Origin of the sequence: Streptomyces tibetensis (genome assembly GCF_007655005.1) — a bacterium.
Classification (GTDB): Bacteria; Actinomycetota; Actinomycetes; order Streptomycetales; family Streptomycetaceae; genus Streptomyces; species Streptomyces tibetensis.
This window is the reverse complement of the sequence record NZ_SZVW01000006.1, coordinates 327,386-353,426: the sequence shown is the minus strand read 5'-3', so window position 1 is coordinate 353,426 and position 26,041 is coordinate 327,386. Positions and strand designations below refer to the sequence as shown.

Annotated in this window: 21 protein-coding genes and 1 pseudogene; 14 read left to right on the top strand and 8 right to left on the bottom strand. The window is 72.5% G+C overall.

Translation table 11 applies throughout. From position 1 onward, the window contains the following. Nucleotides 1–278: 278 nt before the first annotated feature. Entirely contained in the window at nucleotides 279–1,295 is a 1,017-nt protein-coding gene (locus tag FDO69_RS13115) for an aspartate-semialdehyde dehydrogenase (protein ID WP_104779955.1), read from the top strand. On the opposite strand, the gene FDO69_RS13110 is transcribed toward FDO69_RS13115, so the two are convergent. After that, a complete protein-coding gene (locus FDO69_RS13110; RefSeq protein WP_104780021.1) occupies nucleotides 1,292–1,795 on the bottom strand; it encodes a DUF1203 domain-containing protein in 504 nt (167 codons plus the stop codon). The two genes, FDO69_RS13115 and FDO69_RS13110, sit on opposite strands and share 4 nt — an antisense overlap. A 5-nt stretch (nucleotides 1,796–1,800) precedes the next feature. Then, the gene (locus FDO69_RS13105; RefSeq protein ID WP_104779954.1) at nucleotides 1,801–3,024 is read right to left on the bottom strand and encodes an MFS transporter; all 1,224 of its coding nucleotides are present in this window, start codon (nucleotides 3,022–3,024) and stop codon (nucleotides 1,801–1,803) included. 95 nt (nucleotides 3,025–3,119) lie between these two features. Between FDO69_RS13105 and FDO69_RS13100 the strand changes: the two genes are divergently transcribed. From FDO69_RS13100 to FDO69_RS13090, 3 genes and pseudogenes are all read left to right on the top strand, one after another. Further along, nucleotides 3,120–3,995, top strand: coding sequence for a LysR family transcriptional regulator (locus FDO69_RS13100; RefSeq protein ID WP_104779953.1), 876 nt, complete (start codon nucleotides 3,120–3,122; stop codon nucleotides 3,993–3,995). A gap of 76 nt (nucleotides 3,996–4,071) precedes the next feature. Then, on the top strand, nucleotides 4,072–6,651 hold the full coding sequence (pepN, locus tag FDO69_RS13095) for an aminopeptidase N (protein ID WP_104779952.1): 2,580 nt from the start codon (nucleotides 4,072–4,074) through the stop codon (nucleotides 6,649–6,651). 320 nt (nucleotides 6,652–6,971) lie between these two features. Next, nucleotides 6,972–7,946, top strand: a pseudogene (locus FDO69_RS13090) (MFS transporter); the annotation flags it as partial. 131 nt (nucleotides 7,947–8,077) lie between these two features. Here the strand turns inward: FDO69_RS13090 and FDO69_RS13085 are convergent. Both FDO69_RS13085 and FDO69_RS13080 read right to left on the bottom strand, forming a co-directional pair. Beyond that, nucleotides 8,078–9,148 carry a helix-turn-helix transcriptional regulator gene (locus FDO69_RS13085; protein WP_104779951.1) on the bottom strand — a complete coding sequence of 357 codons (1,071 nt, stop codon included), beginning with the start codon at nucleotides 9,146–9,148 and terminating at the stop codon, nucleotides 8,078–8,080. Nucleotides 9,149–9,174: 26 nt separating this feature from the next. Continuing rightward, nucleotides 9,175–10,110 (bottom strand): EamA family transporter, encoded by a 936-nt coding sequence (locus FDO69_RS13080; RefSeq protein WP_234387916.1) that lies wholly within the window; start codon nucleotides 10,108–10,110, stop codon nucleotides 9,175–9,177. A gap of 107 nt (nucleotides 10,111–10,217) precedes the next feature. On the opposite strand from FDO69_RS13080, the gene FDO69_RS13075 reads away from it, so the two are divergent. Continuing rightward, nucleotides 10,218–10,730 (top strand): MarR family winged helix-turn-helix transcriptional regulator, encoded by a 513-nt coding sequence (locus FDO69_RS13075; protein WP_104779950.1) that lies wholly within the window; start codon nucleotides 10,218–10,220, stop codon nucleotides 10,728–10,730. Between the two features lie 57 nt (nucleotides 10,731–10,787). Here FDO69_RS13075 and FDO69_RS13070 read toward each other — a convergent pair whose 3' ends face one another. The 3 genes from FDO69_RS13070 to FDO69_RS13060 all read right to left on the bottom strand — a co-directional run bounded on the left by FDO69_RS13070 (nucleotide 10,788) and on the right by FDO69_RS13060 (nucleotide 13,480). Beyond that, nucleotides 10,788–11,075 carry a hypothetical protein gene (locus FDO69_RS13070; RefSeq protein ID WP_104779949.1) on the bottom strand — a complete coding sequence of 96 codons (288 nt, stop codon included), beginning with the start codon at nucleotides 11,073–11,075 and terminating at the stop codon, nucleotides 10,788–10,790. A 62-nt stretch (nucleotides 11,076–11,137) separates the two neighbouring features. Beyond that, nucleotides 11,138–13,222, bottom strand: a complete 2,085-nt coding sequence (gene malQ / locus FDO69_RS13065) for a 4-alpha-glucanotransferase (protein ID WP_104779948.1) — start codon at nucleotides 13,220–13,222, stop codon at nucleotides 11,138–11,140. Next, nucleotides 13,223–13,480 (bottom strand): hypothetical protein, encoded by a 258-nt coding sequence (locus FDO69_RS13060; RefSeq protein WP_104779947.1) that lies wholly within the window; start codon nucleotides 13,478–13,480, stop codon nucleotides 13,223–13,225. Between the two features lie 222 nt (nucleotides 13,481–13,702). Here FDO69_RS13060 and FDO69_RS13055 point away from each other — a divergent pair, with 222 nt between their 5' ends. The 4 genes from FDO69_RS13055 to FDO69_RS13040 all read left to right on the top strand — a co-directional run bounded on the left by FDO69_RS13055 (nucleotide 13,703) and on the right by FDO69_RS13040 (nucleotide 19,197). Next, nucleotides 13,703–16,555, top strand: a complete 2,853-nt coding sequence (locus FDO69_RS13055; RefSeq protein ID WP_104779946.1) for a glycoside hydrolase family 84 protein — start codon at nucleotides 13,703–13,705, stop codon at nucleotides 16,553–16,555. A gap of 76 nt (nucleotides 16,556–16,631) precedes the next feature. Continuing rightward, entirely contained in the window at nucleotides 16,632–17,165 is a 534-nt protein-coding gene (locus FDO69_RS13050; RefSeq protein ID WP_104780020.1) for a PadR family transcriptional regulator, read from the top strand. Further along, nucleotides 17,162–17,848 carry an ABC transporter ATP-binding protein gene (locus FDO69_RS13045; RefSeq protein ID WP_104779945.1) on the top strand — a complete coding sequence of 229 codons (687 nt, stop codon included), beginning with the start codon at nucleotides 17,162–17,164 and terminating at the stop codon, nucleotides 17,846–17,848. The genes FDO69_RS13050 and FDO69_RS13045 overlap by 4 nt, the downstream gene beginning before the upstream one ends. Next, nucleotides 17,845–19,197, top strand: coding sequence for an FtsX-like permease family protein (locus FDO69_RS13040; protein ID WP_104779944.1), 1,353 nt, complete (start codon nucleotides 17,845–17,847; stop codon nucleotides 19,195–19,197). The genes FDO69_RS13045 and FDO69_RS13040 overlap by 4 nt, the downstream gene beginning before the upstream one ends. A gap of 105 nt (nucleotides 19,198–19,302) precedes the next feature. Here FDO69_RS13040 and FDO69_RS13035 read toward each other — a convergent pair whose 3' ends face one another. Further along, nucleotides 19,303–19,839 (bottom strand): HNH endonuclease, encoded by a 537-nt coding sequence (locus tag FDO69_RS13035; protein WP_033314199.1) that lies wholly within the window; start codon nucleotides 19,837–19,839, stop codon nucleotides 19,303–19,305. A gap of 312 nt (nucleotides 19,840–20,151) precedes the next feature. Here FDO69_RS13035 and FDO69_RS13030 point away from each other — a divergent pair, with 312 nt between their 5' ends. From FDO69_RS13030 to FDO69_RS13010, 5 genes are all read left to right on the top strand, one after another. After that, nucleotides 20,152–21,252 (top strand): mechanosensitive ion channel family protein, encoded by a 1,101-nt coding sequence (locus FDO69_RS13030; RefSeq protein ID WP_104779943.1) that lies wholly within the window; start codon nucleotides 20,152–20,154, stop codon nucleotides 21,250–21,252. Nucleotides 21,253–21,480: 228 nt separating this feature from the next. Then, nucleotides 21,481–22,692 carry an ROK family transcriptional regulator gene (locus FDO69_RS13025; protein WP_104779942.1) on the top strand — a complete coding sequence of 404 codons (1,212 nt, stop codon included), beginning with the start codon at nucleotides 21,481–21,483 and terminating at the stop codon, nucleotides 22,690–22,692. A gap of 99 nt (nucleotides 22,693–22,791) precedes the next feature. After that, nucleotides 22,792–24,129, top strand: coding sequence for an ABC transporter substrate-binding protein (locus FDO69_RS13020; protein WP_104779941.1), 1,338 nt, complete (start codon nucleotides 22,792–22,794; stop codon nucleotides 24,127–24,129). Nucleotides 24,130–24,132: 3 nt separating this feature from the next. After that, a complete protein-coding gene (locus FDO69_RS13015; RefSeq protein WP_104779940.1) occupies nucleotides 24,133–25,077 on the top strand; it encodes a carbohydrate ABC transporter permease in 945 nt (314 codons plus the stop codon). Continuing rightward, complete coding sequence (locus tag FDO69_RS13010; protein ID WP_104779939.1) at nucleotides 25,074–25,967, top strand: carbohydrate ABC transporter permease; 894 nt, start codon at nucleotides 25,074–25,076, stop codon at nucleotides 25,965–25,967. The genes FDO69_RS13015 and FDO69_RS13010 overlap by 4 nt, the downstream gene beginning before the upstream one ends. The last annotated feature ends 74 nt before the right edge of the window (nucleotides 25,968–26,041 follow it).

The window sequence follows — 26,041 nt, the reverse complement described above, 5'->3', positions numbered from 1 at the left end:
CCGACCGCGGTCGCGGTCGGCCGAGGCGTACATCACACTTCCGTGTGGCCGGGACCGGCATGGGCAGGCGAGCTTGCGGCGCACGACCCCTGCCGGACGAATTCCTCCAGCTCAGCGGGGTCGACACCGCAGGTCCGCAACCATGGAGCGGGACGAGCCGTCCCACTCTCCGGGCAGACCGGGGAAAGAAGTGGACAGGCGGGCCGTGGTCGGCCGCATGATGGAAAAGCCTCGGCCAAGCAACGAGTACGTGAAGAGACGCAGGAGAGGGAGTCACCGTGAGGGTCGGAATCGTCGGAGCCACCGGACAGGTGGGCACGGTCATGCGCAGGATCCTCAAGGAGCGGAACTTCCCCGTCACCGAGCTGCGCCTGTTCGCCTCGGCCCGCTCCGCCGGGTCGCAGCTGGACGGCGTGACGGTGGAGGACGCGGCGACCGCCGACTACACCGGCCTGGACATCGTCCTGTTCTCCGCGGGCGGTGCCACGTCCAAGGCGCTGGCCGAAAAGGTCGCCTCCCAGGGCGCCGTGGTGATCGACAACTCCTCCGCGTGGCGCAAGCACCCCGAGGTGCCCCTGGTCGTCTCCGAGGTGAACCCGCACGCGATCAAGGACCGCCCCAAGGGCATCATCGCCAACCCGAACTGCACGACCATGGCCGCGATGCCGGTGCTGCGTCCGCTGCACGCCGAGGCGGGCCTGGAAGCCCTGGTCGTCGCCACGTACCAGGCGGTCTCCGGCTCCGGTCTCGCGGGCGTGGCCGAGCTGCACGGCCAGACGCAGAAGGTCGTCGCCGACGCCGAGAAGCTCACCCACGACGGCGAGGCGGTCGACTTCCCCGAGCCGGGCGTCTACAAGCGCCCCATCGCCTTCAACGTGCTGCCGCTCGCGGGCAACATCGTCGACGACGGGCTGAACGAGACCGACGAGGAGCAGAAGCTCCGCAACGAGTCCCGCAAGATCCTGGAGATCCCCGAGCTGAAGGTCTCCGGCACCTGCGTGCGCGTCCCGGTCTTCTCCGGCCACTCCCTCCAGATCAACGCCCGCTTCGCCCGCCCGATCTCCCCGGAGCGCGCGGCGGAGCTGCTGAAGGAGGCGCCGGGCGTCGAGCTCTCCGACATCCCGACCCCCCTCCAGGCCGCCGGCAAGGACCCGTCCTACGTCGGCCGCATCCGCCGCGACGAGACGGTGGACAACGGCCTGGCCCTCTTCGTCTCCAACGACAACCTCCGCAAGGGCGCTGCGCTGAACGCGGTCCAGATCGCGGAGCTGGTGGCGGCGGAGCTGAAGGGCTAGTCCCTGCCCTCCTTGGGCCCCCTGCGCACCTCGTAGAGGAAACAGCCGTACTCGACGGCCCGGACGTGGACGAGCTCCACGGCCGGGTCGTCGAATGCTTCCCTGAGGGCTTGCGGGAAGGCGGCGGCGGTGCCTTCGACCAGCCGTCCGCCCAGGATGTGCCCCTCGGCCGAGTAGCGGCGGAGCGTGCGGTGGTCGTCGGTGAAGGGCAGGGCGTCGCCGGCCGGGCCCTCGCAGTCCTCGGCGTGGATGAAGACCGGGCCCTGTTCGTCGTAGGCGCCCGGGGTGGCGCCCGTTTCTGCGGCCCAGCGACGCAGCGGGGCGTAGGACACCAGGGCGATGCGTTCGCCCGGGTCGCTGCGGCGCAGGCAGCAGCGGAGGGGGGCGCCGCCCTCGGTGTCGGGGAACGGGGCCGTCGGGCGTCCGGCGTCGTCCGTCACGCGGAGTTCCTTCAGCACCTGCGGGGCGATGGGGCGGGCCGTGTACCTGGTCGTCGTCATGCTCATCAGGCTCGCGCGCGGGGGGCCTGCGCACCGGCGGGATCCGGACGTCGCGTTCCCGCGCTCAGCACGGCCGGCACGGCCAGCAGCGCCAGTGCGCCGCCCACGCCCAGCACCGCCGCGGGCCCCAGCGCGTCCGCCGTCCGGCCGCCGGTGAACGCCCCCAGCGCGATGGCCGTGTTGAAGACCGCCGCGAAGAGCGCCGACCCCGCTTCCCGCGCCCGGGGTGCCGCGGCCGACAGCCAGCTCTGGGCGGAGACCGAGACACCTCCGTAGGCCAGGCCCCACATAACCAGCAGGGCCGTGGACGCCGCCGGTGAATCCACCGCCGGGATCAGCAGCAGGACCACCGCGCCGAGTCCGGCCGCGATGAGGAGCAGGGCCCTGCGGGGGTCGCGGGCCGCCAGTGCGCCGCCCGCGAACGTGCCTGCGACGCCCGCCAGGCCGTAGCCGAGGAGGAGGGTGCTCACCGTCCCCGCGCCGAGGTCCGGGACCCGCTCCAGCACGGGGCGGACGTACGTGTACGCCGCGAAGTGGCCGGTGACCAGGAGCGCCACCGCCAGCAGGCCCCGGCCGACGCCGGGCGTGCGCAGCAGCCGGGCGAACGTGCCGGGGCCGACGGGCGTGCCGGGCGGGAGCGGCGGCAGCACGAGGAACAGGGCCGCTGCCACCGTCAGGGTCACGCCCGCGAGTGCCGCGAAGGTCCAGCGCCAGCCCGCGAGCGAGCCGAGGAACGTGCCGGCCGGCACGCCCAGCACCGAGGCGACCGCTATCCCGCTGAAGATCAGCGCGGTCGCCCGTCCGGCCCGGTGCGGTGGCATCAGCCGCGTGCCCAGTCCGGCCGCGATCGCCCACACCCCGCCGATGCACACCCCGACCAGGGTGCGGGCGAGCAGCAGGACGGCGATGTGCGGGGCGAGGGCCGAGAGCAGGTTGGCGGCCGTCAGCAGGAGCAGCAGGGCACACAGGACCGTGCGCCGGTCGGCGCGGCGGGCGGCGATCGGCAGCAGCGGCGCGCTCGCCGCGGCGACCAGGCCGGGCAGGGTGACGGCGAGCCCGGCGGTGCCGGCGGAGACCCGCAGGCCGTCGCCGAGCGGGGTGAGCAGGCCGACGGGGAGCATCTCGGTGGTGACGACGGAGAAGGTGGCGGTGGCGAGGGCGAGGGCAGCGGGCCACGGGTGGGCCGGCGCGAGGGCGGTGGTCTCCGGAACGGAGGTCGTGGAGGGCATGCCTCCACCCTTTTGCGCCGCCCGGCCGGGAACAACGGCGAAGTCCTCACCCTTCCATGAGCGGGACTGATCGATCGGAACGGGAGGGAAAGACGGTGGCGGGGCTGGAGTTGCGCGAACTGGAGTGCTTCCTGGTGCTGGCGGAGGAACTGCACTTCGGGCGGACCGGCGAGCGGCTCTACGTCTCGCAGAGCCGGGTGAGCCAGCTGCTGAGCGCGCTGGAGCGGCGGGTGGGCGGGCGGCTGGTGCGGCGGACCAGCCGCCGGGTCGCGCTGACCCCGCTCGGGGAGCGGTTCGTGGAGCGGCTGCGCCCGGCGTACGGCGGGCTGCGGGACGCCGTGGAGGACGCGCGGACCGCCGCCCGGGGCGTCGAGGGCAGCCTGCGGATCGGTTTCCAGGGGACGGCGGACACGCGGCTGGCGGCGGCGGTGCGGGCCTTCCGCTCCGCGCACCCGGAGTGCGCCGCGGACCTGGTGGAGATCCCGCTCGCCGATCCGTTCGGCGGGGTGCGGGAGGGGGCGGTGGACGCGGCCGTCGTCCTGCTTCCGGTGGAGGAGCCGGATCTCGTGCTCGGTCCCGTCTTCTCGCGCCGGCCGCAGACCGTCGCGGTCGCACAGGACCATCCCTTCGCCTCCCGTACGGCCGTGACGGCGGCGGAGGTCGCCGGGACGCCGCTGGTCACGGCCGCGCCCCCGGCCTCGGCGTACTGGCGGGCCGCCCAGGCACCGACCGCCGTGCCCGGCCCGGCGGTGACCACCCTGCAGGAGGGGCTGACCCAGGTCGCCGCCGGACGCGCGGGGATGCTGCTGTGCCGGCCGACGGCCGCGTACCACCGGCGCGAGGACGTGGCGTTCGTGCCGGTGGAGGGCGTGCCGGAGTCGGCGCTCGGCCTGGTGTGGCACCGGGACGGGGAGTCGGCCGGGGTGCGCGAGTTCGCCCGGACCCTCGCCTCCCGAGGGGTATCCCTCTAAGACACCCGGGTCGTCGCCTGACGCCGAGGCGCCGTGGAAAGATGACGCAACCCACCCATAACGAGGAGATGACCGCGTGCCTGGCACAAACCTGACCCGCGAAGAGGCGCAGCAGCGGGCGCAGCTGCTCACCGTTGACTCGTACGAGATCGAACTCGATCTCTCCGGCGCGCAGGAGGGCGGCACCTACCGGTCCGTGACCACGGTGCGCTTCGATGTGACGGCCGGGAACGGCGCGGAGTCGTTCATCGACCTGGTGGCACCGGCCGTGCACGAGGTGACCCTGAACGGGGACTCCCTCGACCCGGCCGAGGTCTTCGCGGACTCCCGGATCGCCCTGCCCGGCCTGCTCCAGGGTCGCAACATCCTCCGGGTCGTCGCCGACTGCGCGTACACCAACACCGGTGAGGGCCTGCACCGGTTCGTCGACCCGGTCGACGAACAGGCGTACCTCTACACCCAGTTCGAGGTCCCGGACGCCCGCCGGGTGTTCGCGAGCTTCGAGCAGCCGGACCTGAAGGCGACCTTCCAGTTCACCGTGAAGGCCCCCGAGGGCTGGACCGTCGTCTCCAACTCGCCGACCCCCGAGCCCCAGGACAACGTCTGGGTCTTCGAGCCGACGCCGCGCATCTCGACGTACATCACGGCGCTGATCGTCGGCCCGTACCACTCGGTGCACAGCGTGTACGAGAAGGACGGCCAGTCCGTCCCGCTCGGCATCTACTGCCGGCCCTCGCTCGCGGAGTACCTCGACTCGGACGCCATCTTCGAGGTGACCCGGCAGGGCTTCGAGTGGTTCCAGGAGAAGTTCGACTACGCGTACCCGTTCGAGAAGTACGACCAGCTGTTCGTGCCGGAGTTCAACGCGGGCGCGATGGAGAACGCCGGCGCGGTGACCATCCGCGACCAGTACGTCTTCCGTTCCAAGGTGACCGACGCCGCGTACGAGATGCGCGCCGAGACCATCCTGCACGAGCTGGCCCACATGTGGTTCGGCGACCTCGTGACCATGGAGTGGTGGAACGACCTGTGGCTGAACGAGTCGTTCGCCACCTACACCTCCATCGCCTGCCAGGCGCACGCGCCCGGGTCGCGCTGGCCGCACGCGTGGACCACCTTCGCCAACTCCATGAAGACGTGGGCGTACCGGCAGGACCAGCTGCCCTCCACCCACCCGATCATGGCCGAGATCCGCGACCTGGACGACGTCCTGGTCAACTTCGACGGCATCACGTACGCCAAGGGCGCCAGCGTCCTGAAGCAGCTCGTCGCCTACGTCGGCATGGACGAGTTCTTCCGGGGCGTGCAGGCGTACTTCAAGCGTCACGCCTTCGGCAACACGCGCCTGTCGGACCTGCTGGGCGCGCTGGAGGAGACCTCCGGCCGCGATCTGAAGACCTGGTCGGAGAAGTGGCTCCAGGCGGCCGGCATCAACGTGCTGCGCCCGGAGATCGAGACGGACGCCGACGGGGTCGTCACCGCCTTCGCCATCCGCCAGGAGGCCCCGGCCCTGCCCGCCGGCGCCAAGGGCGAGCCGACGCTGCGCCCGCACCGGATCGCCGTCGGCCTGTACGACCTCGACGAGGCGAGCGGCAAGCTGGTCCGCCGGGAGCGGATCGAGCTGGACGTGGACGGCGAGCTGACGGCCGTGCCGCAGCTGGTGGGCGAGCGCCGCCCGGCCGTGATCCTGCTCAACGACGACGACCTGTCGTACGCGAAGGTCCGCCTGGACGAGCAGTCGCTGGCCTTCGTCACGGAGCACCTCGGCGACTTCGAGTCCTCCCTGCCGCGCGCCCTGTGCTGGGCGTCGGCCTGGGACATGACGCGGGACGCCGAGCTCGCGGCCCGTGACTACCTGTCGCTGGTGCTGTCCGGCATCGGCAAGGAGTCCGACATCGGTGTCGTGCAGTCGCTGCACCGCCAGGTGAAGCTGGCGATCGACCTGTACGCCGACCCGGCCGCGCGCGAGGCGCTGCTGGCCCGCTGGACCGACGCGACGCTGGCGCACCTGCGGGCGGCGGCGCCGGGCAGCGACCACCAGCTGGCGTGGGCGCGCGCGTTCGCCGCGACGGCCCGCACGCCGGAGCAGCTGGACGTGCTGGACGCGCTGCTGGAGGGTTCGCAGACCATCGAGGGCCTGGTCGTCGACACGGAGCTGCGGTGGGCGTTCGTGCAGCGGCTCGCGGCGGTCGGCCGGTTCGACGAGGCGGAGATCGCGGGCGAGTACGAGCGGGACCGGACGGCCGCCGGTGAGCGTCACGCGGCCACGGCCCGTGCGGCCCGCCCGACCGAGGAGGCCAAGGCCGAGGCGTGGGCGTCGGTCGTGGACTCCGACAAGCTGCCGAACGCCGTGCAGGAGGCGGTCATCGGCGGCTTCGTCCAGACCGACCAGCGTGAGGTGCTCGCCCCCTACGCGGAGCGGTACTTCGAGGTGGTGAAGGACATCTGGGAGTCCCGCTCCCACGAGATGGCCCAGCAGATCGCGGTCGGCCTCTACCCGACGGTCCAGGTGTCGCAGGAGACCCTGGACAAGACGGACGCGTGGCTGGCCTCCGCCGAGCCGAGCGCGGCCCTGCGCCGCCTGGTCTCGGAGTCCCGCGCGGGCGTCGAGCGCGCCCTGCGGGCCCAGCGGGCGGACGCGGCGGCCGGGGAGTAACCCCGGCGGCTGTTCCCTCGCCGACAGAAGGGGCGTCCGGTGCACCGGACGCCCCTTCGTCTGCCCTCCTCCGCAGCGGACGTGCAGCGGACGCCCCCTCGTCTGCCCTCCTCCGCAGCGGAGGTGCAGCGGACGCCCCCTCGTCTGCCCTCCTCCGCAGCGGACGCCCCTTCGGAGAGGCATCCGAAGCCACGACCGGACAACTGTGGCTCAGGCGGGGCACTTCGGCACCACGGTGCAGATGACGTCGCCCCACGGGACCTCGTGGTGCGAGAACTTCACTGACACAAGATGTCAGCGAACCTCTGGACAGTGGTGCCATGATCCTCAGCCACCACTCCCGCCGCGCCGAGCGGCTGCTTGTGCCCGCTGCTTTCGCCACCGCTCTCGGCAACAATGTCCAGCTCATCGTCGGGGCGCTGCTCATGATCAGGGAGCAGCAGACCATGATGGCTGTCGGCTGGTTGTTCATCGCCGTCGCCGGGCCACAGGCGCTGCTGTCGCCGTTCTTCGGCCGGCTCGCCGACCGGTTCGACCGACGGGCCCTGTGGATCGGCTGCGATGTCACCAGCGCGGCGCTGGCCCTAGGGCTACCGCTGTGGCTGGCCTGCGGTGGCGCCCCGGGATCCGGAATCTACAGCGCCAATCTGGCGCTCGCCGTGGTCGGTGCCCTGTTCTTCCCGGCCAGCTCCGCGCTGATCAAGGAACGGGTTCCGGCGGACAGCCTGCGGCGGTTCAACGCCCGCTACGAGATGGCGACCCAGGCAGGGATGCTGCTCTCGGCGACGGTCGGCGGGCTGTGCGTCCAGGCGTTCGGTGCCGTACCGCTGCTGGTGTTCAACGCCGGAACTTTCATGGTCTCGGCGCTCTGCGTCGCTGCGGTGGGGCGTTGCCCGGACCGGGTGCCGACGGCCGCCGTCGACTTGGAGCGGGCTCCGGCCCGGGCGGCTACGCGTGGGCCGCTGCGGATGCGCCGCTTCATCCTGCTCTACGCCCAGGGGAGCGTGGTCGTCACGGTCTTCAACGCCCTGCTGCCCACCGCCGTGATCGGTGAACTCCACTTGGGCGCAGGGACGTTCGGTGTCGTGGACGGCCTCGGGTGCCTCGGTTTCCTGGTGGCCGCCGGTGCTTACCGGATCGTCGGCAGACGCAGTACGGACCTTCGCATCGCCGTCGTGGGCTTTCTGCTCTGCAATGTCTGCCTGGTGCTGCAGAGCCAGTTCGGGATCGCCGGATACCTCGTCGGGGTGCCACTGGGTGCGTTCTTCTTCGGGCAGGCCCGGATCGCCTCCCGCACCATGCTGATGGCCTCGGCAGACGCTGCCTCGGTGGGCAGGGCCTTCGGGCTGGCGAATGGTGGCGGGCTGGCGGCCACGGTCGGGGTGATGTTCCTGGTCGCGATGGTCACCGACCACAGTGACACGCGCTACGGCTTTGCAGTCCTTGCCGCCCTTGCGCTGTCGGCGACCCTGTCCGCCGGACTGCTGCTGAGGTCGCCGGCCCCCGCCCCGTCTGATGTGTCCGCTGGTCGGTACCGGTCGAGCACGGCCGCCGCCGTCTCCGCGATCTTGCGGCGTAACTCCTCGGGGGCGAGCACCTCGATGTCCGGCCCCAGTGACAGCAGTAGGGGCACCGCCAGGTCGACCGATTCCAGCGGTACCGTCGCTGTCACCCAGCCGTCGCCGTCCGGCGGACCCGCCGACGCTTCGACGGCGCAGACCAGTGCCGCGTCCAGGCGGTCCGGCAGTGCGGTGAGCAGTGCCGGAGCGATCCGGAGGGAGGCCTGAAGCCGCAGCCTGCGGGCGTCGTAGGCGGTGAGGTAGTCCTGCCAGTGGGCGGCCAGGTCGAAGCCCTCGGGGCGCTCGAAGCCGTCCTCCCCGACGATCAAGCGGAGGATCGACGACACCCGATAGGTACGCACCGCGCCGTCCACCGCTGCGACGAGGTACCAGACGCCCGCCTTGAGGACCAGGCCGTAGGGGTCGAGTTCGCGCTCGACCTCCTGCGGCTCGGCCCAGCGGCGGTAGCGCACCTGGATTCGCCGCTGGTTCCACACGGCATCGGCGAGCGCTACGAGAACGGGTGGGGAGTCTTGCGCCCTGTACCAGCCGAGAGCGTCGAGGTGGAAGCGCTCTCGGATCCGGTCGGCTCGGTCCCGCAGGGGGGTCGGGAGCGCCGCAACCAGTTTCAGCTGTGCCGCCGCGAGCACCTCGCCCAGTCCCAGGTCGTCCGCCGCACCGGGCACCCCGGCCAGGAACAACGCCTCGGCCTCGTCGGCGTGCAGTCCGGTGAGCCGGGTCCGGTAGCCGCCGAGCAACTGGTAGCCGCCACGGTGCCCGGCGTCCCCGTAGACCGGAATGCCCGCGCTGCTCAGTGAGTCGATGTCCCGGTAGACGGTCCGGGTCGAGACACCCAGCTCCTCCGCGAGCTCGTCGGCCGTCAGCCTGCCCCGGTTCTGCAGCAGGAGAACGAGGGAGAGGAGCCGGGCGGCGCGCATGAACCGATCATCGCAAGGCCCCACCCCTACCGCCGCAGCGCCCCGCCCCGCGCGTCCGTCGGCTTCGTGCGAACGGGCCACCGCGTGCGGTCCAGGGTCCGCGACGGCCGGGTGACGAACTGCCCCGCCACCGTCGCCCCGAACGCCAGCGCCATGCCCACCAGTTGCACCGGCGTCAGCGCCTGCCCGAGCGCCGCCCAGCCGACGACGGCCGCGGTCAGCGGGGAGAGCGGGCCGAGGAAGGTGACCTGGGTGGCGGTCATGCGGCCGATGCCGCGGAACCACAGCCAGTACGCGAGGGCCGTGTTCGCGAGGGCGAGGTAGAGGTAGCCGCCGACCGCCCGGCCGTCCAGCGCCGGCGGCGCGCCCTCGACGAGGAAGGCGAGCGGCGCGATGAGCAGGCCGCCCGCGGTCAGCTGCCAGCCGGTCAGCGCCAGCGGGCCGACGCCCTCGGGGCGGCCCCACCGCTTCGTGAGCACCGTGCCGGTGGACATCGACGCCGTGGAGGCGACGGCCGCCAGCACGCCGAGCGCGTCCAGCGCCCCGGCCGCCCGCAGCACGACGAGGCTGACCCCGAACGCGGCCACGGCCCCGGTCAGCAGCGTGCGCCGGGTCGGCCGCTGCCCGAGCAGCAGCGCCGAGAGCCCGGCCACGAACAGCGGACCGGCGGAGCCGACGACCGCCGCCAGACCGCCGGGCAGCCGGTAGGCGGAGAGGAACAGCAACGGGAAGAAGGCGCCGATGTTCAGCGCGCCGAGCACCGCCGCCTTCCACCACCAGGCGCCGCGCGGCAGCACCCGGGCGAGGGCGAGCAGCAGCAGACCGGCGGGCAGGGCGCGCACCAGGGCGGTGAACAGGGGGCGGTCGGGCGGGAGGAACTCGGTGGTGACCGCGTAGGTCGTGCCCCAGGAGATCGGGGCGAGGGCGGTGAGGGCGATGAGAGCCGGGCGGGAGGCGGCCATGGGAAGACACCCTTCAAAGTAGGTCGGCAGAAAGTAGCTTAGCGCTAAGCAACTTTCCGTCAAGCTACTTTCTTGCGGGTGACCTAGTGAGGGCGGATACTCGAGGCATGAGCGAACGCCCTGAGCAGCGCAAGGACGCCGTCGACGCGATCATCGAGCAGTGGGCCACGGTCCGGCCCGACCTGGACACCGCCGCCATGGAGGTCTTCGGCCGGGTCGGCCGGCTCACGCTCGCGATGGGCGACCGGATGGACAAGGCGTACGCGAAGTCCGGGATCTCACGCGGGGAGTTCGACGTCCTGGCGACCCTGCGCCGCTCCGGGGAGCCGTACACCCTCTCCCCCCGTCAGCTGTCCGCGACGCTGATGCTCACGACCGGCGGCATGACGGGGCGCCTGGACAAGCTGGAGCGTGCGGGGCTGCTGCGCCGCTCGCCGGATCCGCACGACCGGCGCGGGCTGCGTGTCACGCTCACCGACAAGGGCCTCGGGGTGGTCGACGAGGCGGTCGCGGCGGGGCTGGCCGTCCAGACGGAGGCACTGTCCGCCCTGGACGCGGAACGGGCCGCCCTCCTGGCCGACCTCCTGCGGGAACTGCTGGCGGGGACGGAGAGGCCCTGACGACAACGAGGGCGCCGCCGCGGTGACCGCGACGACGCCCTCGAAGAGGAACGCTGATCAGGCCTTGACTTCGCTCGTCGCCTCGGCCTTGGTGGCGATGTTGGAGGAGGTCGGGTCCTTCCTGTTGTGCGTCTTGTCGCCGACCATCACCAGAGCGGCGATGACCAGGTACAGCACGATCGGGGCCACGACGAAGAGGCCCAGCGTCTCGATGACGCTCAGGCCCGGGCCGGGGTCGTCACCGTCGTCGCGGGTGAGCGCGCTCGCGGGGGACGACATGAGCAGCATCATCAGCGTCGTACCGGCTGCCAGGGCGCCGGCGCGCAGGGCGTTCTTCTTGTCCACGGTGTCAAAATATCCAACGCCGACCGGGCCCGCGCGCCCGGGGTGCCGTAAGAGGCCCGGCCTCACGGTCCGCCGCCCCTGAGGACCTCCATCAGGGCGTGCAGCCGGGGCGAGGCGGCGAGGTCCTCCAGCGTCACGGGCCGCCCCTGCGCGTCCGCGATCGGCAGCCGCCAGTTCGGGTACTGGTCCCAGGTCCCCGGGAGGTTCTGCGGACGGCGGTCGCCGACGCCGTCGGGGAGCCAGACGCCGACCATGCGGGCTGGGGTGCGCAGCAGGAAGCGGTGGACGGCCTGGATCTGGGCCTCCTCCGAGGAGGTGTCACCGCCGCCGCCCGTGCCCTGCAGCAGGCCGAGCCGGGACAGCAGGGACAGCCACTCCCCCGCGTCGGCGGCGGCCTCGGCGCGTTCCTCCTCCAGGGGCCGGGTCAGCAGGCCCAGGCTGTCGCGGAGCTCGACGTGCTCGCCGGTGAGGCGGGCGGCCGTGGAGGGCAGGTCGTGGGTGGTGGCGGTGGCCAGGCAGTCTGCGCGCCAGCTCTCGGGGGGCAGAGGGTGGCCGTCGCCCTCCCAGTCGCGCTCGAACCACAGCACGGACGTGCCGAGCACACCGCGCTCGCGCAGCGTCTCGCGGACGCCGGGCTCGACGGTGCCGAGGTCCTCGCCGATCACCAGCGCCCCGGCCCGGGAAGCCTCCAGGACGAGGACGGCGAGCATGGCCTCGGCGTCGTAGCGGACGTAGGTGCCCTCGGTCGGCGGGTGGCCCTGGGGGACCCACCAGAGGCGGAACAGGCCCATGACGTGGTCGATGCGCAGTGCTCCGGCGTAGCGGAACAGGGCGCGCAGCAGCTCGCGGAACGGGGCGTAGCCGGACGCGGCCAGGCGGTCGGGGCGCCAGGGCGGCAGACCCCAGTCCTGGCCGCGGGCGTTGAAGGCGTCGGGTGGGGCGCCCACCGACATGCCGGCGGCGAAGTACTCCTGCTGTGCCCAGGCGTCGGCGCCGCCGGGGTGCACGCCGACCGCGAGGTCGTGCACGATCCCGACCGGCATCCCGGCCTCGCGCCCGGCGCGCTGGGCCGCGGTCAGCTGGGTGTCGGTGAGCCAGGCGAGCCGGGACCAGAAGTCGACCCGGTCCATGAGGCCGTTGCGGGCCTGGGTGGTCTCGGCCGAACGCGGGTCGCGCAGGCCGGTCGGCCAGCGGTGCCAGTCGGAGCCGTGCACCTCGGCGAGCGCGCACCAGGTGGCGTGGTCCTCCAGGGCCCGGCCCTGCCCGGCGAGGAAGTCGCAGTAGGCGGCGCGCCGACCGGGTCCGAGAGGGACCTCGGCGAGCAGCTCCAGCGCCTCACGCTTGAGCTCCCACACAGCGTCCCGGTCGATCAACGCGCCCTGCCGCAACACCGCTTCGCGCAGCCGGCCGGATCTCTCCAGCAGGGCGCGCAGGCGCTCGGGTTCCTGGACGTAGGCGGCCTCCGGGACGTCCTCGACGCGCAGGTGCACGGGGTCGGGGAAGCGGCGCGAGGAGGGGCGGTAGGGGGAGGGGTCGGTGGGGGGTCCGGGTACGGCCGCGTGCAGCGGGTTGACCTGGATGAATCCGGCGCCGAGCGACCGGCCGGCCCAGCCGGCCAGTTCGGCGAGGTCGCCGAGGTCGCCCATGCCCCAGGAGCGGCGGGACAGCAGGGAGTAGAGCTGGACGAGGAGTCCGTGGGAGCGTCCGGGCGGGGCGGGCAGGCGGGGCGGGGCGACGATCAGGTGGGCGGTGGCGGTGCGGCCGTCGGGGGTGGTGGCGGTCAGCTCGTGGACGCCGGGTGGGAGGCCGTCCGCCGCGGTGCGGCTCTCGCCCTGCTCGGTGTCGATGCGCAGCCGGGTTCCCTCGGGGAGCGCCGCCAGGGCGGCCGGGGGGCTGCCGCCCCAGCCGACCACGGTCGGCGGCAGCAGCCGATCGCCCAGTTCCCCCTCGCGGGCCGCGAGCGCGGCGCGGATGGCGCCGGGCGTGCTCGCGTCCACGCCGAGGGCGGCCAGGGTCAGGGTGACCGCGGTGGCCGAGGCCGCGACCGAGCGGTCCGGGGACGGACTGTAGGAAGTGGCGACGCCGTGCAGGACGGCGAGGCGGGACAGGTCCTCGGAGGGCGGGTCGGCCGGCCGGGGTGCGGTCATCTACATCCTTGTGAATTCCGGGACGAAGGCCGGGGGCTCGCTGGTCAGGGGGGCGGCCTCGGCGAGCGGCGGCTCACTGGTGAGGGGCTCGGCGTCGGGCAGCGGGGGCTCGCTGGTCAGCGGCAGTTCGGTGTGGGTGCTCTCGGAGCTGAAAACGCAGTAGCGCGGGTCGTCGTGGTGGGTGTCGTCGAGGTCGGCGGACGGGTCCGCCACGGGTTTGGACGGGGCCGGGAGCGGAAGGAAAGTCATCGCAGCCACGGGGGCCTCCTTGTCGGTTTCTGCTTAACGGGTCATCGCAGCCCTACCCAGTCGACGCGAAGGCAGACGCCCCGGACCGAACATCGTGCTTCTGCTCACATTCCGCTCCCCTCCACACAGTCAAGATTCCGGCATTTCAGGCACAACGGCCACTCCCGTTGACACCCTCACCGGACGGGTGGTGGGCTCGTTCCGCCGGTCGAACGCATCTGGAGGGGGCCTGTGGGACTGCGGCGTGGGAAGCGGACCGTGGCCCTCGCGGTCGCCGTCGTCGCCGGGAGCCTCGTCGCCCCGCCCGCCGCCATGGCGGCCCCTTCTCCCCCGGGCACGACCGCGACGCCGGCCCCCGACACCGCCGGAGAGGATCTCTCCGTCTGGCCGCGCCCGCAGTCGCTGCGCGCGAACGGCGCCCCGGTCGCGGTGCCGGACGAGGTCGCGCTGATCACCGACGCGCAGGCGGACCCCCACGCGGTCGCAACCCTGCGCGAGCTGCTGCGGCAGGCCGGGGCGCACCGGATCACGGACACGGCCCGGCCGGGCGCCCTGGTCGTGCACGCACGCACGGAGCCCGTCCGCCGGAGCGACCGCCACGCCCTGCCCTCCGGGTGGTACGAGCTGTCCGTGGGCCAGGGCGGCATCTCCCTCACCGGCACCGGCGAGGACGGTCTCTTCCACGCCGCCCAGACGCTGCGGCAGCTCCTGCGACCCAATCAAACGATCGCGTCGGCCGTCGTCCGCGACTGGCCGGGCACCGCCGTACGCGGCATCACCGAGGGCTTCTACGGCACCGCCTGGACGCACCGGCAGCGGCTGGCGCAGCTCGACTTCATGGGGCGCACCAAGCAGAACCGCTATCTGTACGCCCCCGGGGACGACCTCTACCGGCAGGCCCGCTGGCGTGAGCCCTACCCGGCGGCGCAGCGGGCCCGGTTCCGGGAGCTGGCCGAGCGGGCGCGCAGCAACCACGTCTCGCTGGGCTGGGCGGTGGCCCCGGGCCAGGCGATGTGTTTCGCGTCGGACGACGATGTGCGGGCGCTGACGCGCAAGCTGGACGCGATGTGGGCGCTGGGCTTGCGGGCGTTCCAGCTCCAGTTCCAGGACGTCAGCTACAGCGAGTGGCACTGCGGGGAAGACGCCGACCGGTTCGGCTCCGGCCCCGAGGCGGCGGCGCGGGCGCAGGCCCGGGTGGCGAACGCGGTGGCCCGGCACCTGGCGCAGCGGCACCCCGGTGCGGCGAGTCTGTCCCTGATGCCGACGGAGTACTACGAGGACGGCACGACCGACTACCGGCGGGCGCTGGCGAGTGAGCTGGCCGCGAACGTCGAGGTGGCGTGGACGGGCGTCGGGGTGGTGCCCCGCACCATCACGGGCGGCGAACTGGCCGACGCACGCAAGGCGTTCGGGCATCCGCTGGTCACCATGGACAATTACCCGGTCAACGACTACGCCCCCGACCGCCTCTTCCTCGGCCCGTACCGGGGCCGTGAGCCGGCCGTCGCGACCGGTTCGGCCGCCCTGCTCGCCAACGCGATGCAGCAGCCGGAGGCGTCCCGCATCCCGCTGTTCACCGCCGCCGACTACGCCTGGAACCCGCGCGCCTACCGGCCCGGCGAGTCCTGGCGTGCCGCGATCGCCGACCTCGCGGGCGGGGACCCGCGCCGCGAGCAGGCCCTGGCCGCGCTCGCCGGCAACGACGCCTCGTCGGTCCTGGACGACGGGGAGTCGGCGTATCTGCGCCCGCTGACCGAGGCGTACTGGGCGTCCCGCGCGGCGGGCGCAAACGCAACCGACCACGAGGCCACCCGGCGGCTGCGCGAGGCCTTCACGGTGCTGCGCGAGCTGCCCCGGCGGCTGTCGGGTACCGGCCTCGGCTCCGAGGTCGCCCCCTGGGCGCAGCGGCTGGCTTCGTACGGCGAGGCGGGCACGGCCGCGCTCGGCATGCTGGACGCGCAGCGCGCCGGGGACGCGGCGGCGGCCTGGAGCGCGTACCGCAGGCTCGGCGCGCTGCGGGCCCGGCTGGAGTCGGCGCCGGTCGAGGTCGGCACGGACGTGCTGGACCCCTTCCTGCGGCGGGCGCAGAAGTCGTACGCGGCCTGGTCGGGCATCCATCACGAGCCGCCCCGCAATCCCGGCGACGGCCGCGCCCTGCGCTTGCCGCGGGCGCGGGCGCTGACCGCCGTGACGGCCCTGACGGAGCCGGGCACCGAGGGAGTCGTCGAGGTGCACGTGCCGGGGCGGGGCTGGCGGGAGGCGGGCCGGCTGGACGGGTCCGGGGCGACCGAAGTGCGGCCGGCGGAACGCGCCGACGCCCTGCGGGTCACCGGCCCCGCCCCTTCCCGCGTCCACCACCTCATCCCGTGGTTCGGCGACTCCCCCGCCACCTCCCTCGGCCTGCCCCGCGACCGGGCGGACGTCGAGACCGGCCGGACCGAGCGGCTGACCGCCCGGCTCGGGTCGCTGCGCCCCGCCGACGCCCGCGGCAGGCTCACCGCCGAGGCGCCCGAGGGCGTCCGGGTCAGGGTGCCGAAGGGCGAACTGACCGTGCGGCGCGGCACGACGGTGGAGGTCCCGGTCGAGGTGACCGTGGAGCACGGCGCCCCGATGCGGTCGTACGAGGTCCGGCTGGGGTTCGGGGGAGCGCAGCGCACGCTCACCGTCCGTGCCGTCCCGCCCACCGGCGGCCCCGACCTGGCCCGCTCCGGCACCGCCCGTTCCTCGGGCGACGAGACGCCCGACTTCCCCGCGTCGGCGGCGAACGACGGCGACCCGGAGACCCGCTGGTCCTCGCCGGTGGACGACGGCGCCTGGTGGCAGGTGGAGCTGGCCCGCCCGGCGCGGCTCGGCCGGGTCGCGCTGCACTGGCAGGACGCCCACCCCGCCTCCTACCGCGTCCAGGTCTCCCCGGACGGCCGCCGCTGGCGCACCGCTGCCGCGGTACGGGACGGCCGGGGCGGCCGGGAGAGCGTCCCGATGGACGAACGGGACGTGCGTTTCGTGCGCGTGCAGGGCGACAAGCGGGCGACGCAGTACGGGTATTCGCTGTGGTCGGCGGAGGCGTACGCGGTCTCGGAGTGAGCCTTCCGGGGTTCGCCGGAGGACTTCTCCCGCCCACTATTCACTCAGTACATGTACTCAGTGCATAATGATCGGCATGAGCACCCGCCACATCCTGCTGGGCCTGCTCGCGACGGGTCCCAGCCATGGCTACGACCTCAAGCGACGCCACGACGAACGGTTCCCGCAGGCCCGCCCGCTGGCCTACGGGCAGGTCTACACGACCCTGCAGCGCCTCGTGCGGGACGGCCTCGCCGAGGTCGACGGCACCGGCTCGGACGGCGGCCCGGAGCGCACGGCGTACCGGACGACCGACGAGGGGACCCACGAACTGGCCCGGTGGGCCGGGGAGATCGCGCCGCCCGCGCCCTTCGTGGCGAACGAGATCTTCGCCAAGGTCGTGGTCGCGATCCTCTCCGGCGGTGACCCGGCCCGGTACCTGAGCGCCCAGCGCGCCGCGCACATGGAGCGGATGCGGGAGCTCACGGCGGTCAAGGCCGCCAGGGGAGCCGATCTCGCGACCGTGCTCTCGGCGGACTACGCCCTCAATCACCTCGACGCCGACCTCCGCTGGATGAACACCACGGCGGCCCGGCTCACCACCCTGACCGCGGAGGTCGACGCAGCATGAGCAGACCCGTGCCCCTTCTCACGGCCGGCGGTCTCACCAAGGCGCACGGCCGGACCCCCGCACTGCGCGGCGCGTCGGTCGTGCTGCACGCCGGCGAGATCCTGGCCGTGACCGGCGCGAGCGGCAGCGGCAAGTCGACGCTGCTGCACTGCCTGGCCGGCATCGTCCGCCCGGACGCCGGCTCGGTGACCTATGACGGCCGGCGGCTCGAGGACCTGCCCGAGAAGCGGCTGAGCGAGCTGCGGCGCACCGAGTTCGGCGTGGTGTTCCAGTTCGGGCAGCTCATCCCCGAGCTGACGGTCCTGGACAACGCCGCCCTGCCGCTGCTGCTGGCGGGCACCGGCCGGGCCGAGGCCCGGGCCCGGGCCGGGGAGTGGCTGGAGCGGTTCGGGGTGCGGGGCCAGGAGAACCTGCGGCCGGGCGAGCTGAGCGGCGGTCAGGCGCAGCGGGCGGCGCTGGCCCGGGCCCTGGTCACCGGGCCGAGGGTGGTCTTCGCCGACGAGCCGACGGGTGCGCTGGACTCCCTGGCCGGCGAGCAGGTCATGACGGCCCTCGTCCACACGGCCCGCGAGTCGGGCACGGCCGTCCTGCTGATCACGCACGACGCCCAGGTGGCCGCGTACGCGGACCGCGAGGTCCAGCTGCGGGACGGGGCCGTGGTCGCGCTGGGGGTGACGGCATGACGTCGCTGAGAGCCGATCTGCGGCTGGCCTGGGACCTCACCCGGGGTTCCGACCGCGGCGAGTGGTGGCGTGTGACCCTCACGGCGTCCGGTGCGGCGCTCGCGACCGGGTTCGCACTGGCCGCCGTCGCTCTGGCCGCGCTGCGCGGCCAGTACAACGTGCCCGTGGCCGCGGGCCTGCTGAACCAGCCCGGCACGCGGTCGGGGGTGATAGCCGGCCTGCTGCTCCTGCTCGTGCCGGTGCTCGGGTTCCTCGGCCAGTGCGCCCGCATCGGGGCGGTGCACCGCGACCGCCGGCTGGCCGGGCTGCGGCTGGCCGGGGCGGCACCCTGGCAGGTGCGGCGGATCGCCGCGCTGGAGACCGGGCTGGCCGGCCTGCTGGGCTCGGCGGTCGCCACCGTCTTCTGCGTACTGCTCCTGCTGCGCCTGTGGGACAAGCCCACGGCCCTGGCCTGGGCGGGGATCGCCTTGGTCGCCGTCGCCGTGCCGCTGCTGGGCGCGGCGGTGAGCGCGCTGGCCCTGCGCCGAGTGGTCGCCTCGCCCCTGGGCTGGGTCCGCAGGGTCGCGCCACGCACCGGACGGGGACCGGGGCTGTTGTTTCTGGCGGGGCTGCTGCTGGTCGGGGTGGTGGCGCTGCTCGCCCTGGCCACCGAGTCCCCGGCCGCGTCCAACCGGCCGGGCAACGGACTGCCGCTGACGGTGGTGGGCGTCGTCCTCGCCGGCGGCGCGGGCGCGGTGTGGCTCTCCGGGGCCATGGCCGAGGTCACCGGTCGGGTCCTGGCGGCCCGGGCCCGTTCGGCGGCGACGCTGATCGCGGCGCAGCGGCTGCGTGCTGACCCCTGGGCGGCCGCCCGCACCCACGCGGCGGTGCTGCTGGTGACGGTCGTCGGGACGGGCTTCCTGGGGATCCGGCAGGTCATGGGCGATGTGGTGCGCACCCAGAGGTTCTCCGAGCGCGCGGACTACTACCTCACCGGCCTCGACCTCACCGGCGCCGCCATCGCCCTCGCCTTCGCGATCGTCCTGTCCGGCCTCGCCGTCGGCACCGCCGAGTCCCTGGCCACCCGCCGCCGCGGTCTGGCCGCGCAGGTCGCCGCCGGGGTGCCGCGCGCGGTGCTCGGCCGGGCCCTGCTGCTGGAGACCGCGCTGCCACTGGCACCGGCGGTGCTGCTCGCGGGCCTGGGCGGGACGGCCATCGGCACCTGGTACGCGTGGCTCGGCCACCACCCGGTCCCCTGGGTGATGGCCCTGGCGCCCTGCGCGGTCTACGCCGCCTGCCTGCTCGCCGCGGCGACCTCGCTGCCACTGCTGGGCCGCACGGCGCGGCCGGGGGAGCTGCGCTACGCATGACGTAGGACGGCCCGGCACCGCACCCAAGAGCGGCCGGCCCCGGGGGAACGGGGGTTTCCCGGGGCCGGACCCATGCCGTGTGCGCCGACACGAAGGCCCGGATGGTCAGGCGGAAATGCCGTCGATCCGGGCCATGGCGTCCTCCGCGCCGTACGGCTGCAAGTACGGCAGCCAGCGCGGGTCCCTGTGGCCGGTCCCGATGATGCGCCAGGCCAGCCCGGACGGCGGAGCGGGTTTGTGGCGCAGCCGCCAGCCGATCTCGAAGAGGTGCCGGTCGGCCTTCACGTGGTTGCAGCGACGGCAGGACGCCACCACGTTGTCCCAGACGTGCTTGCCTCCGCGGCTGCGCGGGATGACGTGGTCGACGCTGGTTGCGACGCCACCGCAGTACATGCACCGGCCCCCGTCGCGGGCGAACAGCGCCCGCCGGGTCAGAGGAACGGGCCCCCGATAGGGAACCCGGACGAATCGCTTGAGCCGGACCACGCTGGGTGCGGGGACTGTGACGGTCGCGCTGTGCAGATAGGCGCCGGACTCCTCGAGGCAGACGGCCTTGTTCTCGAGGACGAGGACGAGCGCGCGGCGGAGCGGTACGACACCTAGCGGCTCGTACGACGCGTTGAGGACCAGGACATGCGGCACGGATGCCTCCTTGGACGCCGGCGGCGCGTGGCTCGCGCCGGGACGATTCGTAGCCAGTCTCCCCTCATGCCTGGTGGAAGCGCCACCATGTCCCCGTAACGGGCTGGGAGTGTTTTCGACCACATCCCATTCATCCCCCGGATCAAGGCCTGTTCAAGCCCAGGTGAGCACGGTCTCTCCTTCACACATCCCGAGGGAGCACACACAATGCCCCGTTAGTGTGGTGGTTCTGCCCCTTCGGTGACCCAGTCGTGACCTTGACCCCCCGAACCACCTCGCCGGGGCAGACCGCTGCACCTGGAGGTACCTGCCGTGTCCCTGTTCTCCGTCCTGTCGGCCGCCGACCCGTCACCGTCGCCGACCCCCTCGGAGACCCCGTCCCCGAGAGTGCCGTCGCTCCAGGACGCCCAGGAGAGCGCGACGAACGCCGCCGGCTGGGTCGAGCAGAACTGGTCGACGTGGCTCGCGATCGGACTGCAAGTCCTGCTGATCGTGGTGATAGCGGTGGTGCTGCGCGTCGCGGTACGCCGGGCGATCACCAAGCTCATAGACCGGATGAGCCGCACCGAGCAGACGGTGGACGGCACGTCCCTGGGCGGCCTGCTGGTCAACCTGGAACGCCGTCGTCAGCGCTCCCAGGCGATCGGCTCGGTGCTGCGCTCGGTCGCGAGCTTCCTGATCGTGGGCACCGCGGCCCTGATGATCCTTTCCGCGTTCAACATCAACCTCGCCCCGCTGCTGGCCTCGGCCGGTGTCGCCGGTGTGGCGATCGGCTTCGGCGCCCGCAACCTGGTCACGGACTTCCTGTCCGGCGTCTTCATGATCCTGGAGGACCAGTACGGCGTCGGCGACACGATCGACGCCGGCGTCGCCTCCGGCGAGGTGATCGAGGTGGGCCTGCGCGTGACCAAGCTGCGCGGCGACGGCGGCGAGATCTGGTACGTCCGCAACGGCGAGGTCAAGCGCATCGGCAACCTCTCCCAGGGCTGGGCCACCGCCAACGTCGACGTCACCGTCCACGCCGGCGAGGACCTGGACAAGGTGAAGACCACCCTGGACGAGGTCGCCGAGAAGATGAGCGCCGAGGAGCCCTGGAACGAACTGCTGTGGGGCCCGATCGAGGTCCTCGGCCTGGACAGCGTGCTGCTGGACTCGATGGTCGTGCGCCTCACGGCCAAGACCATGCCCGGCAAGTCCCTGACCGTGGAGCGCGAGCTGCGCTGGCGCGTGAAACGGGCCTTCGACGCGGCCGGCATCCGGATCGTCGGCGGCGCCACGGCCCCGGCGCAGGAGCAGCCCGCCGACCCGACGGCGGGCATGGCCCCGCCGTCGGCGTACGCGAACGCATCGTCCCCGCAGTCCGCGGCGGCGTCCCCGCTCGCGCCGCCGACGCCGACGAGCACCACGAAGTAGCAGCGCACACCCTTACGCGGAGGGCGGTGCCCGGTTCTGCCGGACACCGCCCTCTCGCATGTCCGGATGACGACGGGCCGTCCCCTATTGACGCCCGCGCGGCACCCGGCCTACCTTCCTCCCATCGATAGGAAACTTTCCTAACAGTGATCGACGGAGCGGCCCCCGATGGACTTCCCCGCCTGATCACTGAGAAGCTGAACAGCCGAAGGGCAGGTGTGGACACGCATGGCAGGAACCGCCGGCACGCCGGGCACCCCGCGCGTCCTGCGCGCCATGAACGACCGGGCCGCCCTGGACCTGCTGCTGGAGCACGGACCGCTGTCCCGCACCCGGATCGGCAAGCTCACCGGCCTGTCCAAACCGACCGCCTCCCAGCTCCTGGCCCGTCTGGAGGCGGCGGGCCTCGTCCTGGCCACCGGCACCACCGAAGGCCGGCCCGGCCCGAGCGCCCAGCTCTACGAGGTCAACCCCGCGGCCGGTCACGCCGCCGGACTCGACGTCACCCCCCAGCGGATCCTCGCCGCGGTCGCCGACATCACCGGCCGCACGATCGGCCGCCACGAGCTGCCCACCCCCGGCAGGCGCACCGGCACCCCGGTCGTCCAGCAGGTCACCGACGCCTTGGACGGCGCGGTGAAGGCGGCCGGTCTCGCCCGGGACGACATCCACCGCCTCGTCATCGGCACCCCCGGCGCCTTCGACCCCACCACGGGCCGGCTGCGCTACGCCTCCCACCTCCCCGGCTGGCACTCCCCCACCCTGCTGGACGAGCTCGCCGCCGCCCTGCCGATGCCGTTCGAGTACGAGAACGACGTCAACCTGGTCGCGCTCGCCGAGCAGCGCCTCGGCGCGGCCCGGGGCCACGCGGACTTCGTGCTGCTGTGGAATCAGGAGGGCCTGGGCGCCGCCCTGGTCCTGGGCGGCCGGCTGCACCGCGGCTGGACCGGTGGCGCCGGCGAGGTCGGCTTCCTGCCGGTGCCGGGCACGCCCCTGGTCCGCCAGGTCACCAAGGCCAACAGCGGCGGCTACCAGGAGCTGGCCGGTGCCCAGGCCGTCCCGCGCCTGGCCCGCGAACTCGGCATCGAGGACGTCCCGCCCGGGCCGTATGCCGAGGCCGCCGCCGAGCTGGTGGCCAGGGCCGCACAGGCCGGCGACGACGCCCACCGGCACCTCCTGCGGACGTACGCGACCCGGCTGGCCACCGGTCTGGCCTCGCTGGTCTCGGTCCTCGACCCCGAGCTCGTCGTGCTGAGCGGCGCCGTCCTCACCTCCGGCGGCGAGCCGCTGCGCGCCCTCGTCCAGGCCGAACTGGAAGAGCTGGCCGCGTCCCGCCCCCGCCTGGTCGTGGGCGACGTCCGTGAACATCCCGTGCTGCGCGGAGCGCTGGAGAGCGCGCTCGCGACCACCCGCGACGAGGTCTTCGACACCTCCCGCTGAAACCGGCTCAGGCCGACCGGCTCAGGCCGAACCACTCACGCCGACCCCACCCCCCTCCCCGGTAATTCCCTTCTTCCCCGTGCCTCAGGGAGCTCTGCCATGCCCGGAACATCCAGAAAAGCGACGTTCGCGCTCGTCGCCTCCGCCTCCATCGCCCTCCTCGCCACGGCCTGTACCGGCCAGTCCGACGCGGGCGCGAGCGACGACGCGTCCAAGGAGACGACCCTCACCTTCTGGCACGCCTGGAGCGCGCCCTCGGAGGTGAAGGCCGTCAAGGACCTGGTCGCCGGATTCGAGAAGACGCACCCCACCATCCACGTCGACGTCGTCGGCAACATGACGGACGACAAGATGAACCAGGCCCTGCGCACCGGAGGCGCCAAGGCCCCGGACGTGATCTCGTCGTTCACCACGAACAGCGTCGGGAAGTTCTGCTCCTCGGGCGCCCTGGTGGACCTCAACCCGTTCTTCGAGAAGTCCGGCGTCGACCCGGAGAAGACCTTCCCGAAGGCGATGAACGAGTACACCCGGTTCGACGGAAACCGTTGCGCGGTCCCGCTGCTGGGTGACGCGTACGGCCTCTACTACAACAAGACGGCGTTCAAGAAGGCCGGCATCACCGCCCCGCCGAAGACCTGGTCGGAGTTCGAGCGGGTCGCGAAGAAGCTGACGATCCCCCAGGGCGACACCTACAAGCAGCTCGGCTTCATGCCGGACTACCACGGCTGGGAGACCACCACCGAGCACTACCTCGGCCAGTTCTCCCCCACGTACTTCGACAAGAACGGCAAGTCGAACGTCGCGAAGGACCCCGCCTTCGCCCAGGCCTTCACGGTGCAGAAGGAACTGGTCGACGAACTCGGCGGCTACCGCAAGCTGGAGACCTACCGCTCCCGGCTCGGCGACGAGTGGGGCCCCAAGCACCCCTTCCACACCGGCCAGGTCGCCATGCAGCTCGACGGCGAGTGGCGCCTGGGCATGGCCCTGGCCACCAAGCCGAAGTTCGACATCGGCGTCGCCCCGCTGCCCGTCCCCGACGACCAGGCCGACCAGTACGGCAAGGGCTACATCACCGGCACCATCGCCGGGATCGCGGCGACCAGCAAGAAGCAGAACGCCGCCTGGGAGCTGGTGAAGTACATCAGCACGAACACGGACGCGGTGGTGAACTTCTCCAACGCCATCCACAACGTGCCCTCGACGCTGGCGGCCCTGAAGTCCCCGAAGCTGGAGTACGACCCGCGCTTCAAGACGTTCCTGGAGATCGCCGCGAATCCGGACTCCACCACGGCCCCCGCCTCCGTCAACGGCGGTGTCTACCTGACCACGATCCAGCAGTTCGGCTACGACTACGAGAGCGGCAAGGCGACCGACCTGAAGAAGGGGCTCCGGGAAACCGCTCGGCAGATCGACACGGACATCGCGCAGGCGAAGTAAGCCATGACCACCTACACGTTGCGGGCGAAACACCGCCGCTCGACCCTGCGCACCCTCGCCTTCCTGTCCCCTTGGCTGATCGGCTTCACGGTCTTCTTCGCCTATCCCCTGCTCTCCACCGTCTACTTCTCCTTCATGCACTACGACGGCTTCAGGCCGCCCGAGTGGAGCGGCACGAAGAACTGGGTGTACGTCTTCGAGCACTACCCCCTCTTCTGGCCCGCCCTGCGCAACACCCTGTGGCTGGTCGTCGTCATGGTCACGCTCCGGGTCGCCTTCGGCCTGGGCGTGGGCCTGCTGATCACCAAGGTCAAAACGGCCACGGGTGTCTTCCGCACCCTCTTCTACCTGCCGTACCTGGCCCCGCCCGTGGCGGCCACGATGGCCTTCGCGTTCCTCCTCAACCCCGGCACCGGCCCGGTCAACTCGATCCTGGAGAAGATCGGGCTCCCCACTCCCGGCTGGTTCAACGACCCCACCTGGTCCAAGCCGGCCCTGACCCTGCTGGCCCTGTGGGGCATCGGCGACCTGATGGTCATCTTCATGGCCGCCCTGCTCGACGTGCCGAAGGAGCAGTACGAGGCGGCGGAACTGGACGGCGCGAGCCCCTGGCAGCGCTTCCGCTACGTCACGCTCCCGAACATCTCGCCGATCGTCATGTTCGCGGTCGTCACGGGCGTGATCCAGACGATGCAGTACTACACCCAGCCGCTGATCGCCGGAAAGGTCGCCTCGGGTGTGATCCAGGGTGCGGGAACGCAGTTCGAGCCCGGCTATCCCGACAAGTCGACCCTCACCCTCCCCCAGCTCGTCTACAACCTGGGCTTCCAGCGCTTCGACTACGGCTCGGCCTGCGTGGTCGCCCTGGTCCTCTTCGCCCTCTCCATGGCCTTCACGGCCCTTCTGATGCGCCGCAGGGGCGGCCTGATCCAGGCAGGTGAACGATGACGCAGGTACTCGACAGGCCCCTGGAGCTGAAGACGCCCCCGTCGCCGGCGGAGCGCACGGCCCACCGCAGGGCGCTGCTGGAGTGGATCGCGGTCCACTCCCTCGGCGTCGCGGCGGCCCTCTTCTTCACGCTCCCCTTCGTGTTCGTCTTCCTCACCTCCCTCATGAGCGACAGCCAGGCGCTCAGCCGCGACCTGATCCCGCACACCTGGGAGTGGGGCAACTACGCCAAGGTCTTCGACACCCCCGGCTTCCTGACCTGGTGGAAGAACACCCTGATCTACGCGGGCCTGGGCACGGTCCTCACGGTCGTCTCCTCGATCCCCGTGGCCTACGCCCTGGCCAAGTTCCGCTTCCGGGGCCGCAATCTGGCCCTGATGCTGGTCATCTCGATGATGATGCTGCCGCCGCAGGTGATCGTCATCCCGATGTACCTGTTCTGGGCGAAGCAGCTGGACCTGTCCGGCTCGCTCTGGCCGCTGATCATCCCCATGGCGTTCGGCGACGCGTTCTCCATCTTCCTGCTGCGCCAGTTCCTCACCACGATCCCCGACGAGTACCTGGACGCGGCGAGGGTCGACGGCTGCGGAGACCTGCGCACCCTCCTCAGGGTCGTTCTCCCGATGGCCAGACCGGGCATAGCCGCAGTGGCGCTCTTCCAGTTCTTCTACGCGTGGAACGACTACTTCGGCCCCCAGATCTACGCCTCGGAGAACCCGGGCGCCTGGACGCTCTCCTACGGCCTGGAGTCGTTCAAGGGCGCCCACCACACCGACTGGAACCTCACCATGGCCGCCACCGTGCTGGTCATGGCCCCCGTGATCCTCGTGTTCTTCTTCGCGCAGAAGGCGTTCGTCGAGGGTGTCACGCTCACTGGAGTAAAGGGTTAGACACACATGCAGCATCTCCCCGGGGGACAACCCCCGGACCCCCGGCCGATGGTCGTCGTCCCGGTCACCTGGAA

Excerpts from the sequence above, each read along its gene's own strand:
- FDO69_RS13110 (WP_104780021.1), bottom strand. The coding sequence starts at position 1,795 with ATGACGACGACCAGGTACACGGCCCGCCCCATCGCCCCGCAGGTGCTG.
- FDO69_RS13105 (WP_104779954.1), bottom strand. The coding sequence starts at position 3,024 with ATGCCCTCCACGACCTCCGTTCCGGAGACCACCGCCCTCGCGCCGGCC.
- FDO69_RS13085 (WP_104779951.1), bottom strand. The coding sequence starts at position 9,148 with ATGCGCGCCGCCCGGCTCCTCTCCCTCGTTCTCCTGCTGCAGAACCGG.
- FDO69_RS13080 (WP_234387916.1), bottom strand. The coding sequence starts at position 10,110 with ATGGCCGCCTCCCGCCCGGCTCTCATCGCCCTCACCGCCCTCGCCCCG.
- FDO69_RS13075 (WP_104779950.1), top strand. The coding sequence starts at position 10,218 with ATGAGCGAACGCCCTGAGCAGCGCAAGGACGCCGTCGACGCGATCATC.
- malQ (WP_104779948.1), bottom strand. The coding sequence starts at position 13,222 with ATGACCGCACCCCGGCCGGCCGACCCGCCCTCCGAGGACCTGTCCCGC.
- FDO69_RS13050 (WP_104780020.1), top strand. The coding sequence starts at position 16,632 with ATGAGCACCCGCCACATCCTGCTGGGCCTGCTCGCGACGGGTCCCAGC.
- FDO69_RS13045 (WP_104779945.1), top strand. The coding sequence starts at position 17,162 with ATGAGCAGACCCGTGCCCCTTCTCACGGCCGGCGGTCTCACCAAGGCG.
- FDO69_RS13040 (WP_104779944.1), top strand. The coding sequence starts at position 17,845 with ATGACGTCGCTGAGAGCCGATCTGCGGCTGGCCTGGGACCTCACCCGG.
- FDO69_RS13025 (WP_104779942.1), top strand. The coding sequence starts at position 21,481 with ATGGCAGGAACCGCCGGCACGCCGGGCACCCCGCGCGTCCTGCGCGCC.
- FDO69_RS13020 (WP_104779941.1), top strand. The coding sequence starts at position 22,792 with ATGCCCGGAACATCCAGAAAAGCGACGTTCGCGCTCGTCGCCTCCGCC.
- FDO69_RS13015 (WP_104779940.1), top strand. The coding sequence starts at position 24,133 with ATGACCACCTACACGTTGCGGGCGAAACACCGCCGCTCGACCCTGCGC.
- FDO69_RS13010 (WP_104779939.1), top strand. The coding sequence starts at position 25,074 with ATGACGCAGGTACTCGACAGGCCCCTGGAGCTGAAGACGCCCCCGTCG.